The sequence below is a fragment of the Pseudomonas sp. GM21 genome (genome assembly GCF_000282215.1).
GTDB lineage: Bacteria > Pseudomonadota > Gammaproteobacteria > Pseudomonadales > Pseudomonadaceae > Aquipseudomonas.
The window spans coordinates 1-18,296 of sequence record NZ_AKJS01000005.1; the positions used below are offsets into that span (position 1 = coordinate 1).

General features: G+C 60.6%; 12 protein-coding genes. 1 reads left to right on the top strand and 11 read right to left on the bottom strand.

Translation table 11 applies throughout. The features are described from left to right. Positions 1 to 102 precede the first annotated feature (102 nt). The 10 genes from PMI22_RS28605 to PMI22_RS28560 are packed head-to-tail and all read right to left on the bottom strand — an operon-like array spanning position 103 to position 15,031. Complete coding sequence (locus PMI22_RS28605; RefSeq protein ID WP_033048626.1) at positions 103 to 609, bottom strand: hypothetical protein; 507 nt, start codon at positions 607 to 609, stop codon at positions 103 to 105. Between the two features lie 4 nt (positions 610 to 613). After that, positions 614 to 1,345 carry a hypothetical protein gene (locus tag PMI22_RS28600; protein WP_007942349.1) on the bottom strand — a complete coding sequence of 244 codons (732 nt, stop codon included), beginning with the start codon at positions 1,343 to 1,345 and terminating at the stop codon, positions 614 to 616. A gap of 47 nt (positions 1,346 to 1,392) precedes the next feature. Beyond that, a complete protein-coding gene (locus PMI22_RS28595) occupies positions 1,393 to 2,937 on the bottom strand; it encodes an SUMF1/EgtB/PvdO family nonheme iron enzyme (protein ID WP_007942350.1) in 1,545 nt (514 codons plus the stop codon). Continuing rightward, positions 2,927 to 4,150 (bottom strand): ABC transporter permease, encoded by a 1,224-nt coding sequence (locus tag PMI22_RS28590; RefSeq protein ID WP_007942351.1) that lies wholly within the window; start codon positions 4,148 to 4,150, stop codon positions 2,927 to 2,929. Before PMI22_RS28590 ends, PMI22_RS28595 begins: the two co-directional genes overlap by 11 nt. Then, a complete protein-coding gene (locus tag PMI22_RS28585; RefSeq protein WP_007942354.1) occupies positions 4,134 to 4,835 on the bottom strand; it encodes an ABC transporter ATP-binding protein in 702 nt (233 codons plus the stop codon). The genes PMI22_RS28590 and PMI22_RS28585 overlap by 17 nt, the downstream gene beginning before the upstream one ends. A 10-nt stretch (positions 4,836 to 4,845) precedes the next feature. Continuing rightward, positions 4,846 to 6,825 carry a vWA domain-containing protein gene (locus tag PMI22_RS28580; RefSeq protein ID WP_033048632.1) on the bottom strand — a complete coding sequence of 660 codons (1,980 nt, stop codon included), beginning with the start codon at positions 6,823 to 6,825 and terminating at the stop codon, positions 4,846 to 4,848. A gap of 11 nt (positions 6,826 to 6,836) precedes the next feature. Further along, complete coding sequence (locus PMI22_RS28575) at positions 6,837 to 7,859, bottom strand: hypothetical protein (protein WP_007942358.1); 1,023 nt, start codon at positions 7,857 to 7,859, stop codon at positions 6,837 to 6,839. Between the two features lie 3 nt (positions 7,860 to 7,862). Next, the gene (locus tag PMI22_RS28570) at positions 7,863 to 10,574 is read right to left on the bottom strand and encodes a putative virulence factor (protein ID WP_007942359.1); all 2,712 of its coding nucleotides are present in this window, start codon (positions 10,572 to 10,574) and stop codon (positions 7,863 to 7,865) included. Then, positions 10,571 to 13,636 (bottom strand): virulence factor SrfB, encoded by a 3,066-nt coding sequence (locus tag PMI22_RS28565; RefSeq protein WP_007942360.1) that lies wholly within the window; start codon positions 13,634 to 13,636, stop codon positions 10,571 to 10,573. The genes PMI22_RS28570 and PMI22_RS28565 overlap by 4 nt, the downstream gene beginning before the upstream one ends. Before the next feature lie 6 nt (positions 13,637 to 13,642). Beyond that, a complete protein-coding gene (locus PMI22_RS28560; protein ID WP_007942361.1) occupies positions 13,643 to 15,031 on the bottom strand; it encodes an SrfA family protein in 1,389 nt (462 codons plus the stop codon). A 265-nt stretch (positions 15,032 to 15,296) separates the two neighbouring features. Here PMI22_RS28560 and PMI22_RS28555 point away from each other — a divergent pair, with 265 nt between their 5' ends. Further along, a complete protein-coding gene (locus tag PMI22_RS28555) occupies positions 15,297 to 16,508 on the top strand; it encodes an aldose 1-epimerase family protein (protein ID WP_007942362.1) in 1,212 nt (403 codons plus the stop codon). Positions 16,509 to 16,514: 6 nt separating this feature from the next. On the opposite strand, the gene PMI22_RS28550 is transcribed toward PMI22_RS28555, so the two are convergent. Continuing rightward, entirely contained in the window at positions 16,515 to 18,008 is a 1,494-nt protein-coding gene (locus PMI22_RS28550) for a YifB family Mg chelatase-like AAA ATPase (protein ID WP_007942363.1), read from the bottom strand. Positions 18,009 to 18,296: the final 288 nt, after the last annotated feature.

Sequence of the window (18,296 nt, forward strand, 5' to 3'; positions counted from 1 at the left end):
CACCCCCTCCGATGTGGCTTGCGCATCCCTGATGACCCGCTGCATGACGACGATTCCTGAAAAAGTGCAGGCATCCGTCGGGATGCCCTGCGGGGTGAAAAGTTACTCTTCGTAGCCGAGGCTGAATTGCAGCTGATTGACCTTCTTCTGCAACGCCTTCAGCTCTTGCTGCTTGGCCGCCAGCGTCGCGGGCGTTGATTTGGTCGTTGGCGCCGCTTGGGAAGCCTTGAGCTGCTTCTCGAGGTCGGCGATCTGCTTCTGCACCTGGGCTTCATTGCCGCGCCGGGCCTTGAGCGAGGTCAGCAGTTGCGCCAGCGACTGATTCAGCGCCGCCTGGGATTTCTGCTGGCTGGCCAGATCGGTCTTGGTGCTGAGCTGCTGGGCCTGAATGTTCTCGTACACCTGATGGAACATTGCGTTTTGCTGCCGGGACTCGCTCAGGGCCAGCTCCTTCTGCTTGACCTGTTCGCTGTAACCACCGGAGTAGTCGCAGTTCATCTTGGTCAGCATGCTGCTGTCGCGATTGGTCGCATCGCACTCGCCCGGGTTGGTTGCGCAACCGCTCAAGGTCAGGACGGCAGTGATGACCACCAGTTTTTGTAGCGTCATGTGCTTAACCCAGTGTGATTGCGGAACGTTGGCTGTACAGAGCATCGACTTCCTTCTGCAGGCTGACGACTTTCTGGTTCATCCTCTGAATGTTCATGTCCACCTGCCTGATCTCGGCGCTGGTGCCTTGTGAGCGCTCGGCGTCTGCCACTTTGCTGTACTCGGTGACTTTGGTACGCATGTTGGCCAGGTCTTTACGCAGGCGCGCGATGTCCGAATCGATCCCGGCGATTTGCGCCTGTGCCTGGCTCTTGTTGACTTTTTTGTTGGCGATGTCCTTTTTGATCTGGGCGATTTGCGCCTGGTCATCTTTGATCACTTGTTGAGCGGTCTCGGTACGGGCGATCACCTTCTGCGTGTCTTGTTCGACGTCGCTGTTCATCTTCGCCAGACGGGTGGTGGTGTCGGCGTATTCGGCACGACGTTGATCCAGGTAATAGTTCGCGCCCATGGCCACGCCACACGCGGTAATACCGGCGGCGATGACGCACACGGTTTTGTTGTTGCTGTTGGACAGCGCGCAAGCGAGGATGCCGACACCGGCGCCGACGGCGCAGGCCTGGTATCCGGATTTGCTGAAGAACTCTGCGTCATTGCCCTGGGTCAGGCGCGGGTCGGCACCGTCGCCTTCGCCGAGCATGGAGCTGCCGGTGTTGGCGCAACCGGTCATTAGCAGGCTGCCGGCGACTACGAAAGCGATCTGTAGCTTGAAGCGAGTCCAAAGGCTGCGCGACATGGTGAAACTCCTACGTAACGGTGTTGACGCGTTGTTATTAAGGTGAGTTATTGAGTGACGGTTTTGCAGCTGGTCAGCCAGGCTTCAGTGTCGATTTTCTGCTTTTGCAGGAACGCCTTCTGATTGGCCCAGTGGGTGCGCAAGTAAGGTTTCAGATCTTGCAGCTGTTTGTTGCGGCTGATGATTTCTTCCATCACCGGGACTTGCGTTTCAAGCAGTGGCTGGCCGTACAAGGTAGCCGATTCCACCAGGCTGCTGGCGTAGTAACGGCTGAGTTTGTGCAGGCGATCCTTTTGCTCTTCGAGCTTGCCTTTACGCATGTCGCAACTGGCGTCTTTGTCCGCGGCTTCGCAATTGAGCTTGTAGTTCTTTTGCAGGAAGTCCACGTACTGGCCATCGTCGAGCATCTTGGTGCACAGGAATGCACCGAGGTTGAGGCTGGCACGGATTGCTTGGTCGCGGGTTTCTTCCTGCTGCTGGTTGCTGGCGCGCAGCTGGTTTTCCAAGGCCTTGAGCTTATCCTTGAGCGCTTTGTCTTCGACACCCGAGGCCAGGCTGTTCAGGGATTGAACCGTGCCTTTGTCGGCGGATTCCGCTTCCTTGCTGCCGGTACCGAGTTTCTTCCAGCTGTCTTCGATGCTGGCGACCCGCTCGCGAGAGGTAAGGGTCGGGGAGACCAGCACCAGTCGCAGGCCGGTGGTTTTGTTTTTTACCTGGCCTTCGGCATTGTAATACGGCTCTTCCTTACGCAATGCCGTATGCAGGTCGGCCTGCGCGGTCAGGTAGTTGCCGCCACGGACGACGTAGCCACCGGCCTGACCGTGCTGGCGGTCGAGTTTGTTCAGGCGAAACGGCTCGAACATCATTTCGTCGACGTTCCCGAGCATGTCATGCAGGCCCAGCGGATTGGGCTTTTGCAAACCGGACAATTGCACTTTGCCATTGGACGATTGCGCCCCGGCGAACCACTCATAGGCGTTGATGCCTTCCGGCATCGGGTAGTGCGTGTCGCGGAATTCAGCGGCACCGACTTCCAGCCCACCGCGCGCGGCGAACTCCCATTCGACCTCGGTCGGCAGGCGCAGGAAGCCTTGCGCGCCGTCTTCCTTGGGCAGCTTGCCGGCGGCGTTTTTGCGCAGCCACAGGTTGTATTTGTCGGCGACGTCGATGGCTTGCACCCAGCTCACCGCCGTTTGCGGCAAGCGCATCTTGGTGGCGGCGGTGGGGCAGGTGGCTTCGGTCAGCGCGGCGTATTGCAACTGACTCATCTCGTACTTGGCCATCAGGTAGTAGCGGGATTTGTCGTTCTTGGCCCCGGTAAAGCTGCCGGCGATAAAGGTTGGACGGGTCTGTTCGACGTAGCCGTATTCCGCGCCGTCCTGACCGATGTTGATCGGGTAGTCATCCAGCGGACCGGCGACCGGAATGAACACCTTGCGAAACACCATCGAGCCTTCGCAGGGCATCGGCAGCACCACGTCGGCGGCGTCTGGCATCGGGTTGTAATACTTCTCTTCCCAGCCCGCCGCCGAGGCGTCGAGCACGTAGCCGAGGCTCAGGGGCAACAGCAAGCCAAAACGTTTATAGCTCACGCAGACTCTCCGCAGGTTGGATGTTGATCGCTCGCAGGGCGCCGATCGCGGCCACCAATGCAGCGACCAGGAAGGTCAGGAGCAGGGCGGCAACGCCGTGCCAGGCGGTGATGTGGCAAACGAAGGTGCCGGTGGTCTGGCTGCTGCCGAGCAGGTAGTCGAACAAATGGCTGCCCACCGCATAAAACCCCAACCCACCAATGTAGCCGGCAAGGCTCAGCACCAGCGCTTGCAGGACCACGAAACCGCCAACGGCCCGGCGTTTGAAACCCAGCAGGCGCAGGACCGCCAGGCTTTTGCGTTTACGGTCGATGTTGGCCAGGAACGCGCCGACCATCGACGCCACGCAGCCGATCAACGCCGCCATGGCGATTACACCGAAGATCAGCCCCAGCACATGGTTGATGGCTTTGACGTTGTCGATGTCGGCCAGTCGGCTGGAGGTTTCGATATGTTGTTCGTTGAGCCAGTGTTCCAGCGGTGCGACCTGATCAATGTCGCGCGCATAGACGCGGGCGCGGGCATACAACGGTTGCAGATTACCCTGAGGCTTGCCGGTGTCAACGCCGAACCCACTGACCTGATAGCCGTCGCGAAAGCGCTCCAGATCCAGCAGCAGCGGCGGGGCGACAAACCCGGCCGCGCGCCCGAAGCGAGCAGCGTCGAGCACGGCCAGTACCGTCAGCGTCATCTCGCCGCGTTCATTGACACCGTCCAGGCGGCGCATGGCACGCAGTTGCACGCTGTCGCCAGCCTTGGCCTGCAAGCGTTGTGCTGCGCTGGCGCTGAGGATCACTTGATTGCCGACGGGGTTGAGTGACGCCAGGTTCAGTAGTGGGTCGCCCGGCTCGGTGGCGATGATTTCCGCGCCTTCGACAAACCGTTGCATGCCGATCAGCAGATCAGCCTGGGTATTGAGCGAGCGGGTTTGGCCGAGGGCAAAACCGGTCTCGGGGCGCTGGCGCAAACGCTCGATCCAGGCTGTGTCGTAGTTGCCGTTGCTGAGCATCTTCACTTCAAGGTTGCGCGGGTCGCGCAGCAGTTCGTCCTGCAGCTGGCTGACCACCCCGTGTTTGAGCCCGAACAGCAACAACAACGGCGCAATCACCGCCACCAGGGACGCGGCGATGCACAGCGAGACCTTGCGGTCGTGCCAGAGGTCTTGCAGCGCCAGTGATCCCAGCAGGTGCAAGCGATCAGTCCATCGGTTCAAACAGAGTCTCTCCCTGGCGGCTGATAGCGCCGAGTCGCGGCAAACCGAAATCCTTCAGCAAGGCCCAGTCATGGGACACAACGAGTGCGCTCAAACCCATGCTCGACACCAGGCTCAGGAGCAACTCGAACAAACGCCGGGCACTGTGAGGATCGAGCGCGGCGGTCGGTTCGTCGGCTAACAGCAGCAGCGGTTCATGGGCAATTGCCCGAACGCAGGCCACGCGCTGGCGTTCGCCGATCGACAAGGCCTGTGGTTGTTTATCCAGCAACCCTTGCAGGCGCAACACGTCAACGGCGTGGTCGATGTGCTCGCTCTTTGGCGGCATCCCGAGCAAACGGCGCGGCAGGCTGATGTTGTCCCGCACGCTCAGGAATGGCAGCAAGCCGCCGCTCTGCAAAATGAATCCAAGATGCCGTGAACGCACCGCTGCCAGAGCAGGCTGATCGTCAGTAGCCAGCAGTTGGGCGATATCCTGAGCATACGTTGGGCCCAGGCGAAAGCGCTCGAGTTCCACCGGTGCGAGCAACAGGCCGATGGCTTCGAGCAACGTGCTTTTGCCACTGCCGCTTTCGCCGGTGATGGCGAGGATTTCCCCGGCGCCAACCTGCAAGTGCGGCAATCGCACGTGATGAGCCTGTGCGCCTTCACCACGGCGCACCAGCAGGTTCTTGATATCAAGCATCGGCGTCTCGTTAAGGCATCATTTCCAGTGGTACGGGGTAGACGTTATCCCGCGCATCACTGTCTTTGGCCAACGCTACCCAACGGTCGACATCGGCGTTGTAACGCTGGTAATGCCGCAGTTTGGTGTTCAGCGTGCGGATGAATTTTTCTTGCGCCAGGCCGTCCCAGCTCTTCCAGGTCTCTTCATCCAGGTTCAGCACTTCACTGTGATAAGGCAGGTCTTCGAGGTACTCGCCGAGGACGCCCATGTCCGCCAGTTTGGCGTTGCTGTTCTGCTTGAGCTGATTGGGATCGGCGCCCATGGTCGCCGCCACGGAACGCAGGCGATCGAACATTTCCGTCGGCGAAATCAGGCCTTCGTTGGCGGCATCGAGAATCTGCTTCATCACGTCGCTCAAGTCGCTGAGCTGGGATTTGGTCAGCAGCACCCGCACGTCGGTGGTCGGGATGTTCTGCTTGATCAGGTCGCGGTCAGTGATCCATGCCTTGAACACCGGCGGGGCCTTGCTGTTGGTCTTCTCGCCGAGATAGGCAAGTTGCATGGCGTGGCCGATCAGCGCCGCGTCGTCGAGCATTTTCTTCTCGGCCGGGTCCTGTTTGGCGTTCGCCGCGCTGCCGATGGCGTCTTCGCCCATGTAGGCGGCTTTCACTTGTGTCGTGATCGCCCCGGCCAAGGCGTCAACCTTGCGCCCGAACTCTTGCACATCGCCAGCGTTCACCGGGTAGTACAGCGAGGTGTTGGTGCCCGGGTAGGTCGACAGGTTCTGGTATTGGGCCTCGGCCTTGGCGTGGTCCTTGGCGCCGGCCGGGGTTTTCAGGTGCAGGGTGTAAATCGCCACACCCGGGTTGGCGGCTTCCATACGCACCTGTGCGGCGCTCAAACCGGTCTTCGACAGCTTGTCGTCACCTTCGATGGCGCCCGCATCGGTGATCAGCACCACGTAGCGTGCGCCGAACTGGTTCCAGTCGACCTTGTCGATGCTTTCCATGACGCCGGCAAACGAGTCTTCATCAAAGCTGCTGCTCGACACGCTGGCTTGTTTGAGGTCGGCGATCTTGGCGAAAAAGTCGGCGCTGTCTTTCACCTTGGTAGGGTCTGCGTACATCTTGGTGGTGTACTCCAGCCCCGGCACCGCCTGGGTGTTGGAGCGGAAAGCCACCAGGCCGAATTTGACCTGTTTGCCGAGGTTCTGCGCTTCGATCTTCTGGTAAACCTTGCGGATCGCCTCGCGAGTGCGGTCGATGTAGGGGTCCATCGAAATCGTCGAGTCGATGACAAATACCACGGCCGCACTGAATTCCTTCAGCTGGTTGGCCTTTTTCTCTTCGGCTTCCTTGCTGCCGGCAGCGCTGCTTCCAGCACCGGCCTTGGCGTTCTTGTCATCCGGCTTGCTGACGGAGGCGACATTGAGCAGGCGCGTGCGGAATCCGCTTTCGGTCATGACTTCTTCGCCACTGAGCACCGGCAGCAGGTAGAACTGCTTTTGCAGGTCGACGAAGTATTCCGGTTCTTCAGCCAGTACGCCCGGTGCTTGCTGGCCCTTTTTCAGCGTGGCCCGCAGCGGAGCGACTTTGCTGACCGGGTCCGGCGCATCAAGGATGCCTTCGACGGTGGCGCGGTCCTTGAAGAACAGCAACCGGTCGCGGTTGGCCGGGTTGGTGAAAGCCAGCGTCAGTTGCATCTTCCAGTCGGTCGTGCAGCTGGCAGGCAGCCAGCCAATGGTTTTGCCGTAACTGTCGGGGCCGACTTTTAGCCACTCGGCGTTCTTCGCTTGCGCACGTTCGTACACATAAAAGCGGCTGAAGACCGGTTGTGCGTCACCTTCGGCACCACCCGCCGTCGGGCTGATTTTGCAGCCCGGCGTGGTCAGCACGCGTTGGAACAGGGTCTTTTTACCAGCCTGGATCAGCGGTTTGTCATCGGCTTGGGACAGGGGGCTGATGCACAGTGCGAGCAAGGCGGCACTGCTCAGCAGGAATCGACTCATGGGGGAACGCATCACTTCTGCAACTCCTCGAAGCGCTGCTTGGCTTCGGCGTTGTTCGGGTCCTGAAGAAGGATGGTTTCATACCAGTAGGCGGCGGTGGCGTTGTCCGCGGCCGGGAAGCACTCGCTGGCCTTCAGGTATTTAGGGTCGTATTCACGGGCATAGGCGTTGGCGATCAGCGCGTCACCGGCCTGGGCACGGTTGGCGTACAGACGTTGGGCGACGCCACAGTGTTTACTGGCCTTGGCCTGGTTGATGATCTCCAGCAACCTGGCGCTGTCGGGTGCCGCCTTGATGCAGGTCTGGACGAAGGTCAACTCGGGCAGGCTGTTCATGCTGTCGAGGGTACAGGCTTGAGCATCGGCGCCCGCGGGTGCGGCGGAAGTGGCTGCAACCGCAGGGGCCGGGGTGCGTTTGTAGAACCAGAATCCGGCGCCCGCTGCCAGCAACAACACCACAATCAACAGGCCGATCAGGCCTTTGTTGCTTTTCTTCACTGGCGGGGGAGGCGGCGTGTAGTCGGTCTCGGTGAGCACCGACTCCAACTCCAGTTCTGGCTCGGCGGTGGACAGGACCAGTTCAGGCATGTCCGGAATTTCCGGGATGTCCGGCGCCGGTACGCTCGGCGCTGTCAGTTCAGTGCCGCCGTAGGTCGAGCGCGTCTGGCCGCCGGCCATGGACGGCAGCACGCCAACGCCAGGGCGAACCACGCCTTTGTCGGCATGACCGTGGTTCTGTTCACGCAGTTCGATCTGGAATTGCGCGTTGGCACCGCCTTCCAGCAGCGGGTCGACCACCTCCGGACCGACCTGCGTTTCCAGGGCTTCGCCGTTGGCCGTCACGTTGAAACGCGAGACCTTGAACCAGAATGGATTGTTGCTCCAGGCCTTGTGGTCCTGGAGGTAAAAACCGTCCTGGTTACGCTGAAGGGAAAACTCCAGCTGTTCCTCGCAACCCTGCCATTTTTTCACAGTGAGGCGGGCCTGGCCAGGCAAATTGGGCTCTAACGCGAGCAGGTCGACACGAATGGGCATTGCTTATCTCGCTGCGAAGGCTGTGAGCACTTGGCCCAGCCGTTCGTTCTGTTCAGGGGTGATTTCACGTCCGGCACCATGGCCGGCATTGTCCTGCGTGATGTAGGCCAGGCCCGAGAGCCAGTCGCCCAGATACCGCTGTGCCTGATTCGCCGGTTGCGCTGGCAGCACCGGGACTTGTCCCGGGCCAATGTCGGTGTAGAACGAAAACAATGGCTCCTTGGTACCGGCGCGGCTGTTCGGACGCTCGCTCACCGGTTTCTGGAGGTAGCCGAACCAGGACACGAAATCGCGCAGCACCCGTTGCACTTCCAGTACCTGGCGCTCGACCAATTGGTCGCGCCGTGCGCCGCTTTGTGCTCGTTTGAGGACGGCGCGGCTCAGTTGCCCCGGCAAGTCTTGGCGATAACCGGCGGTGATCAGCTCATCGACCACCGCTTCCAGCAAGGCCTTTTCCAGCCCCAGCAGGTTGAGCAGGCTCTGCCGGGTGGTCAGTTCACGCAGATGTGCGATCCAGGCCTTGAAGGCCGCTTTGGCAAAGCGGTGCTCGTTGCTTTGCAACTCGGGCGCCGGGGCGCCGGTTTTGCTGCTGACCGGTGCTTCGTGGCTGAGGTCGTCACTGAAATCGAAATCGAAACCGGCGTCGTTGCCATACAGGCTCTGGCTCGGTGTCGGGGCGATCGGCTCGTCTTTCGCGGCCGGCCCGTCATCGGTTTCGTACACGCCGCTGAGGTACAGGTCGCGCACCTCTTCGCTCGGAATGTCGAGTTGATCGATCAACTCACCGAGCACCGCCGGACGACGCCCCAGGCCTGTCAGAATCATTTGCGCCTTGGCTTTTTTGGCGGCTGCGGCGCTGTCGTCGTCAGCGTGGTACCAGGTGCTGAGGCCGTGAGTGGTCAGGCCTTCGAGGCATTCGCTCAATTGCTCGCGGATGCGCTGCAATTTGAATTCGATATTGGCCACACCTTTGAAACTTCCGCTGAAGTGGCTGATGCCACCGTCATCGTTGCGCAGCATTTCTGCCCAGGCGTTGGCCGGGTTCTTGATGTGTTTGCACACCAGGGCGTTGCTGGCAAAGCTGGAACCCAGTGCGTCGACACGGTCTTGATAGATGGCGTTGAGGCCGGTTTCCGCACCGGTCGCGTCTTGCCCGATGAACGCCGCGTCCATACGCGGTTTGCGCACCAGATAGGTGTTCTGGAATGGCGTGCCGGCCCAATCATTCATCCAGCTCAGGCTGCCGAAGCGCTCCAGCATGGTCAGCTTGACCATGCCGTTCCAGCTCTCGTCGTACTGATCGGGTGTCAGGCTCAGGGAGTTGGTAATGCGCAGGTCGAGCATGGTCAGCGCCCAGATCAGGCCGGTATCGCGCTTGCTGCGAGCGGCCGAGTCGGCGCCCTGGGTTTTTTCGATCCAGCGGGTCAGCACCGGGCCCACGTCGTTGACATCGCTCTGCTTGGTCGTGCCTGTGCAGACTACAAGCGCGTTCATTTCCTGGTTGTCGGTATAGCGTTCGAACAGATAGGCGACCTTGCCGCGCAGGATCAGCTGGGAAACGGAGTTGTCCTTGGCGGTGGATTGCGGGTCGGTGGAATCGGCGATCTCGTGCAGTTTCTGGCGTCCGCGATAACCGGGGAAGTCCAGCAAGTCGACCTGATTGACGATGTCATCCACCGGCGCTTCGATCAGGCGGAAGGTCATTTCGGCGGTCAGTGCCGCCAGTTGCGCGACTGCAATCGCCTGACTGTTTTGCAGGCGATCGCCCACCAGCGGTCGAACTTCGATCGGCAAGTCCAACGGGCTGCCGAAGCGTTCGAGGATGTCGACGTTCATGATGCTGTCGCGCTGGCTGTAGCTGTCGTCTTCGAAACTCACCAAGGCCTTCAACGGCGCGAACACGGTCTCGGGCAGGCCCAGCTTGTGCAGCGCGCCGGCCAGTTGCTGGTACACGCGGGTCAACTCGCGTTGCTCACCCCAGAGGATCGAAAACAGCTCGGCCCGTTCCTGGAAATTCAGGCGTGGCGCCAGTTGCAACGCTTTGGGCCAGTACAGGTGCTCAAGCTTCTTCACCGAGTTGCGGAAGTTGTCGCGCAGGTAATCCCACAGCGACACCAGATCGTCGGCGTTGACGCCCGCTTGCAGCGGGCCGCTTTCGCGGCCTTCGAACGGTTTGAGTGCGCGCTGGATGCGCTCTTCGTCGATCTCGTAGGAAATCCGCTCAAGGTCAAAATCCTTGAACCAGGCGTTGGCGAGAATCTTTGCCAGCTCGATTTCCTTGAACAGCGTGAGTTCTACCGGGAAGTCCTTGTCCTGACTTTCCGTCGCCCGACGGCTGAAACGCGTCACCAGGCCGGTGGCTTCCTTGCCACCACCCACCGGGTTGATGTGCTTGATGAAGTCGAGGCGATGGTCGCCGAACTCGGTTTCCAGTTTGCCGTTCTGACCGGCGGCGAGGGCCGAAATCAGGTAGGACTTGCCGGCCTGGGACAAGCCGAAAAAGCCAATGGTCATCGGCGTGCAGGCCACGCGACCGAGGCTCTGAGCCAGATTGCGGGCGCGGTGCAGGCGGATGTTGAGGTTGTCGGCTTCGCTGTCCAGGCGCGGCGCATTGCCGCGCGTCTGGTCAATCCAGTCCAGCGCCTGACCGGCGCCTTCATAAACAGCGGCCCAACTGGCAGAGAGCTGAGTTTGATCGGGGGTCAGGTCTTTCATTTGCGTTTCACACTTCCACTGTCGAGCCAGTACTTGGTCTCGCTCAGGCCGGCGTCGAGCATGGTGTTGAGTTCCAGCTCGAGGTCGCTGCGCGGGTTGAAGTTGACGTTGTTGCTGTTGGATTCGATGTCGCGAACCGATAGGCGGTCGCTCACCAGATCCTGCTTGCGCGTGTATTTGTCCGCCGGCTTGACCTCGAACCGCACCTTGAGCAGCGGCGCGCTGCCGTTTTCACCGATTGCCCGGGAAAACTTCTCCCGACCGGCCTTGGTGAACCGCAAGGTGTACAACGGCGAGGCGGCCCAGCGGTCGGTGGCCAACTGGCGGAAACCGAGGCGCAGATCGCCGCGCATTTCCAGTTGCGGCGTGTCGGCGGCATCGCCAACGCCGATTTCCGGCAGCTTGATTTTGTAGTCCTCGGACTGGATGTCGCGGTACAGCACGTCCGCATCCTTGATCACGTTGTTCAGGTCGATGACGCCGATGTGCTTGACCGTCGAATACGGCTTGAGCGCCGACGCACGGAAGTAGAAGTTCGGCACGCTGTGGTTGGCGCACAACAGGCAGAGCATGGCGCCGACCGAGGCGGTGCTTTTCGGGTCGTCGATCCGGCCGTTCTTGTGGAACGGGTACCAGCCTCCGGTGCGGTAGTTTTGCAGCGCCAGAATGCGCCCCGGTGGCAGCGGCAATACCTTGCGAATGAACGCCTGGATGCCGGGCAGGCGCGAAGGACGGCCGGTCAGCAACAAGACATCACACGGGTAATGCGCGACCACTTCACACAGCGCACCCAGGATCTTGGTGATGTTGATCTGATCGTTGAGGAACGCGGCGTGGAGCTTTTGCAGGTCGAAGCTGATCGGCGCGGCATACAGGTCGAAAGCACTCTGACCGCCGACATCGCGGCGCACGGCGGCGTTGACGTAGTCGAGCACGGTTTTGCTGATCGCGTTGTCACCGAGTAGTTGTCGATAACTTTGCGGTGTGACTTCTTGCGGGACCTGCGGATCGTAATGCTCGTACGCCTTGAGCAGCGCCAGGCCCAGCGGTGCGAACACCTGCAGGTTCAATTGCTGGCGCAGGATCATGTCCTGGGCGCTGACCGATTCATCGCCACACAGCCGTGACATCAGCGAATCCGCAGCTCTGACACCGGCGTTCTGCAAGGCTTTTTCGAAACTCGGCAGGATGAAGTCCTGAATCACGTCCAGCAGGATGTCGTCGCCGGCCACTTTGAAACCATCGCGAAAGCGCTGCTCGGGCACGATGTGCACGTTGCTGCCGCTGCCGGTATTGCCCGCGCGGTCGAGGCGATAGTCGGTGATCACCAGGTCGGTGGTGCCGCCGCCGATGTCGATGGTCGCGAGGGTGATGCGTTGGCGGTCGGTCTTGTCCGGCCGGGCGATGGTGTCGAAAAACTCTTCCGGGTGACCGGCGAAATTCTCGTTGACCTCGGTGTACAGGTACACCAACTGGCCGCAGGACGCTTCGTCCCATTCCACGCGGATACTCGGAATCGGCGTGCGCGGGCTGACGGCCTGATCCTGATGTGGATCTTCCTCGCCGGCATGCCAGCCGAGGCTTTTCCACACCAGGCCGATGGCTTGCAGCATGCGTTCGTTGAGGATGCTGCGCTCGGCCTGCGGCATGCCCGGCGGCACGGTCAGGGTGATGCTGTTGAGCTGGCGCGGCACGCGGGTATGACCCTGGCGCGAGCGCTGGGCCGGGCTGTTGATTTGCGACAGCGCCTGGGCCAGTACTTCGGCGAGCATGAAGGTCATCAGCGAGCTGCGTGAATAACGCGGCATGAACACTGGCAGACGATCGTCTTCTTCGAGGCTGTACAGCGCCTCGCCGGTTTCGTTGATCAGGTGCGAGAACGGCGCGGCGGTGGCGTACGGCTCGTTGTCGGTCTTGATGTACGAGCAGTTGAAGCGCCAGCCGTGGCCATAGGCGTTTTCGTCCCACAGATAGCGTTTCGGGCTGGACAGGCCAGTGGAACCTTCGGTGCCGCGACGACGGCTGGCCAGACGGCTGGCCTCATTGCCGACACGGGCAATCGTCGCCCATTGGAACGCATCGTGCCGGCCGCTCTTGACCGAGCAGTGGTCCTTGCCGAAGTACGCCTGGGCGAACTCCACGCGGCTTTCGAACGGCAGGTTGTAGGTGTGTTCGGGGGTGATCAGGTCGCGCAGTTCCAGCACGTAGTTCTGCTTCAGCCCGGAGCCGGCTTGGCCGTGGTTTTCGATCAGGATGCCGCAGGTGCGCGAGTTGCCGACGTCCAGCACCAGGTCCACCGGAATCGGTTTGACCAGGCCATTGCTGTCGTTGGCGACCACTTTGAGTTCGGGGATTTCAACTTTCGCCCGGGCCGTCGACTGCTGGGCGGCTGACGGCGTACTCAGCAGGCTGAGCAAGTTGAGGTAGTGCGCCAGGTGATAGCTGGCGCGGATATCGGTGTCCAGCTCTGCGCGCGAACGGTGGGCATTGCCCTCGTTGAACACTTCCAGCAGCCACTCGTTGACCCACGGCTGCGCCAGGAACCAGCGGGTTTCGCTGGCCTTGGTCGCCAGTTTGAAAGACACGCCGGAACTGATGTCTTCTTCGTTTGGCGCCAGGTAAGCCGTGCCGTCACGCTTGGGCATCACACGGCTGTCGAACGCCATCGTCAGGCGGTGGGTGTTACCGTCGATGTCGGGTGTCGCCAGTTTCACCAGACGCATGCGCGACCAGTTCGTAGGGCCCTCATCGAAGCGATGGGGCGGCATGAAGCGGAAAAACGGGGTCGGCAGCCAGATGCCGTCGAGCAAATCGAGACTGCTTTTCATGTCGACGCTGAACGCAGGTTTGGCTTTTTCGACCTTTTCCGGTTCGGGCTCGTAGAAAAAGAAGTCTTTCTCTTGGTTGTACGCCAGGCGGCAGATCAGCCCACTGATCATCGGTGCAAACTCGCCCGCCGGTTCCTTGCGGGGATCCAGGCGCAGCGCGAAATCCATGAACTGGATGCCGGTGTCGCTGACCAGCGTGACGGTGTCTTCGAATTGAGTGACTTCAGGCAACATGTCGGGTTATTCCGTTTTTTCGGCCGCTTGCCGCATGGACATGGGGAATTGTTCTGTTCCGTAACCGCCGGTGCAGTCCGCGACCGTGGTCGCCCCTGGGCGGCAGTTGACCTTGGGCATCTCGTAAGTGCTGCCATCGCCGCACACGGCCTGGCCCTGGCTGTCGATGGCCAGGCTCCCACCCTTCATGGTAGCGCTTACCGGCCCGCTGCATTTCGAACCGTCGGCCTGGTGTACGGTGACTTGGCCCTTACCGTCCTTGAGCTGGTACTCCAGACGCAGCGGTTTGCCGGTCCGGCGGTCCTGTATCCCGGCGCCTGCGTTGTACTGTCCGTCGAGAAACTTGGCGGCACCGTCGGCGGCGTCTGGCGGAATGCTCAGGGGAGGGCCGGCTTTTGCGGCGGCGGATTTTTCGGCCTCGGGCGATGTGACATCCGGCGGCGCGGTTTTGTTTTCGGGTGGCGCGGTTGGGGATTCGGCAGCCGGGTCTTTGGCTGGGTCTGTGGAAGGGGTTGTGGAAGGGTCCTTGGACACGTCGGCGGGTGCCGCGTCAGCCTCGTTACCCTCGACGCCGGGCGTTTCCAAACCCTGTGTTCCGGTCACGGCGGTGCCGGTTCCTGTGGTGGAGCCGATAACGGTGCCTGTCACCGGCACGCCATTCAACGTCCTGACATTGCCAGTCAGTGGTGGCTCTTCCAGCTGTTTTTCCACCGGCACGACGCCCTTGGGCAACAGGTCTACCGCCACCAACGGAAGCGGGACGCAACCGCGCAGGCCGAGCAATAGCCACAAAAGCAACAGCAGGAGCGGCAGCAGCAACAGCCACCACCAGCGCCGCCACCACGGACGGGCAACCACCGGTGCGACGGGCGCAACAACAGGCGCTTCGACCACGGGGGCCGGCGTCTGATAGAGGCAGTGCAGGGGATCGCGATTGAGGTCGGTACCGGCGTGCTCGAAACCCCAAAAGGTCAGCACCGGTTTGCCTTGCACCAGGTAAACGAAGTTTTCGTCAGGGATATGAATCACGCGCTTGAGCAACTTGCCGAACACGGCTTTGTCGCCTTGCTGCTGTTCGCCGGATTCAGTGCTCAGGAAACGCTGGCTCAATTCCTCCAGCGCGGTCTTGAGGGCTTCAAGTTGGCGGCGGGCAGGGGCGCGTTCTTCTTCGGTCGCGCTGCTCCACGGGATCACATCGCCGTCGAGGGCGCTGTACCAATCGATCTGGTTGCCGAGTTCATCGCTTTGAGGGATGGCCAGATGATCGACCAAATCGGGGTTCTTGCGGCGAATGGCTTCGCGCAATTGAAGGGCTGCCCGGTAGACCGGTTGACCTGTTTCGCCGAGGGCAGTGAATGACCCGCTCTTACCGCTGCGTAATAGTGCCCCGCGCATTCAAACTCCATACGATCCGTTGCGCAAAAATGACAGACAAAACTGTCTGTACCTGCTCCTGCAGTTAGCGGGCGACCTTAATGTCATCATGATATCGCCGTCAATCTGCCGGAGGTTTAAACCTCATGAGACTAACGTAAGCGTGCGGAGGTTGCATGAGGTCAAATTTAATTGGGTTGGGTTCGCTCGGGAGTACGTTTTTTAAGCTTGCTGAATCGTTTCATCAGCGCTATAAAAATGCACAACTCCAAGAAAGGCTTTCCCCATGACCCCACTCAAACTCGTCGTCGCCCTTGGCGCGTTGTCCGCCTCCCACGCCATGGCCTGGGATTACGTCCTGCTCGACAGCGACAAAGCCGCACAAAACTGGCAGATCACTAGCCAGCAACTGGGTGTGAAGACTGACCAACCCTTCTCAGTGAGCCTTCGTACCTTGCACGGCGGTCGGCAAGAGGGCGTCAGCATCGTCGACATCGATAACGGCACGATGAAACTCTCGGTAGTGCCGACTCGTGGTATGAACGTCCTGCAGGCGTCGGTCGGTCATGTGCGCATGGGCTGGGATTCGCCGGTCAAGGACGTGGTCAATCCGTCCTTCATCGAGCTCAACGGTCGTGGCGGCCTGGGCTGGCTGGAAGGCTTCAACGAGCTCGTCACTCGCTGCGGCTACGAATGGGTCGGTCATCCTGGCATGGACAACGGCGAACTGCTGACCCTGCATGGCCGCGCCGCCAACATCCCGGCCAGCAAAGTTACCCTGCATATCGATGAAAAACCGCCTTACGCGATCAGCCTGCGCGGCGAACTCAAAGAGCAGGCGTTCAAGAAAGTCGATTTCTCGGTGATGACCGAACTGGTCACCGAGCCCGGTAGCGTAGCGTTTACCCTCAATGACACCCTGACCAACAACGGTGATTATCCGAAGGAATACCAAGCGCTTTACCACAGTAACTTCAGTACGCCGTTCCTTGAGCAGGGCGCCCGATTTGCTGCGCCGGTGAAGCAGGTGTCGCCGTTCAACGACAAGGCCAAAGGGGATCTGGCGGATTGGCAAACCTATCGCGCGCCGACCAAGGACTATGACGAAACGGTTTACAACGTTGTGCCTTATGGCGATGCCAAAGGTGACACGTTGACCGTGCTGCATAACAAGGCAGGCAGCCTTGGGGTGTCGGTTGGGTTTAATACTCAGCAGTTGCCGGTTTTTTCGTTGTGGAAGAACACTGATACACAAGGGCAGGGGTATGTGACCGGGCTGGAGCCGGGGACGAGTTTTTCTTACAACCGTCGGTATCAGCGGCCGATCGGTTTGGTGCCGATGATTGGGGCTAAAGAGCAGAGGCAGTTTCAGATCAGGTATAGCTTGTTGGCGGATAAGGGGGCTGTGGATAAGGCGTTGAAGACGGTGAGCGATATACAGGGTGGGCGGGAGACTGAGGTGAGGGAGGCGCCGTTGGTGGACCTCAGCAAAGAATAATCTTTGCTAGTTTGAGGTTGGCCGGTATTGAAGCGCTTCGGCCAAGTGCTCGCGAGTAATACCGTCGACTTGTTCCAGGTCCGCCAAGGTGCGCGCCACTTTGAGCAGTCGATGGGCCGCTCGCAGCGATAAGGTCAATCGCTCACACGCCGTTTCCAGCCAGGTTTCGTCGATTGTGGATAACTTGCAGTGTTCGCGCAGGCCCGGCAGATCAAGGAAGGCGTTCGCGCAGCCTTGGCGTTTTTGTTGTCGCTCGCGTGCGTCGGCAACCAGTACTGCGGCGGTGGCGGTGTCTTCACCGGGTTTCAGCGCGGGGTTCAACGCCGTGGCTTCCCGGGCGACGGTCAGGTGCAGGTCGATTCGGTCCAGCAACGGCCCCGACAGTTTGTTGCGGTAACGCTGGACCATGTCCGGAGTGCAACTGCATTTGCCGCTGGGTTCGCCAAGATATCCACAGGGGCACGGGTTCATTGCGGCTACTAATTGAAAGCGGGCCGGAAACCTCACTCGATCTTTGGCGCGGGAAATCACGATGTGGCCGGATTCCAGCGGCTCCCTCAAAACCTCCAACACCTTGCGATCAAATTCCGGGAGTTCATCGAGGAATAAAACGCCATGATGGGCGAGGGTTATTTCGCCGGGTTGCGGTTTCGAGCCGCCGCCCACCAGTGCCGGTCCGGAAGCGGAGTGGTGGGGTTGGCGGAACGGGCGTTGTGGCCAGTGGCTCAAGGGGACGCAGCTGGTAACGGATTGAATGGCTGCGACTTCCAGTGCTTCATTTTCGGCCAAAGGAGGAAGCAGCCCCGGTAAACGACTCGCCAACAGCGTTTTCCCCGTCCCCGGTGGTCCGCTGAACAGAAGGTTATGGGCCCCCGCCGCCGCAATCAGCAAAGCGCGCTTGGCCGAGAGTTGGCCCTGCACTTCATTCAAGTCAGGATAGGGTTTGCTGGCGTAAAGCAAACCGTTGGAAACGTAAGGCTCGACCGGTGTGTGCCCATTAAAGTGCGCGACCGCTTCCAGCAAATGATCCACCGCGATCACCTTAAGCCCTGAGGCAAGGCATGCTTCTTCAGCATTGGCCCGCGGCACCATTAGCGACCGTCCGGCCTTTCGCGCGGCCAGCGCCGCTGGCAACACCCCGCGCACCGCCCGCACGGCACCCGACAGCGCCAGCTCCCCCAGGCATTCCACATCATCCAGCGTCAACGACGGCACCTGCACACTGGCTGACAGAATCCCCAAGGCAATCGCCAGATCAAATCGTCCGCCGTCTTTTGGTAAATCCGCCGGGGCTAGATTCAGCGTGATACGCCGCGCAGGGAATTGCAGGCCGGAGTTGATGATCGCGCTTCGAACCCGGTCCTTGCTTTCCTTCACCGCCGCTTCGGGCAAACCGACCATTGTCAGCGATGGCAAACCGTTGGCCAGGTGGACTTCGACGGTGACGGCGGGCGCATCCACGCCAATCTGGGCGCGGCTGTGGACGATGGAGAGGGACATGGTCGTTCCTTGAGCTTTACGGGGGCCGCTTCCTGCGGTTTTTGTAAGGGTAGACGGGGCGTCTTGATTGAGCGTGGCTGAAGAAGAGGGAAATATTCGCAGGATGTTGCTGGGGCGCACGATCTGTAGCAGCTGGCGCAGCCTGCGTTCGGCTGCGCAGCAGGCGTGCATTCAACGGGCAAAGTCTGTCTGATCCACCGTGTGTTTCGAGTTTACGACTGCTGCGCAGCCGAACGCAGGCTGCGCCAGCTGCTACCAATGTTGCGTCGGGGCAGGTATTGGGTGCAA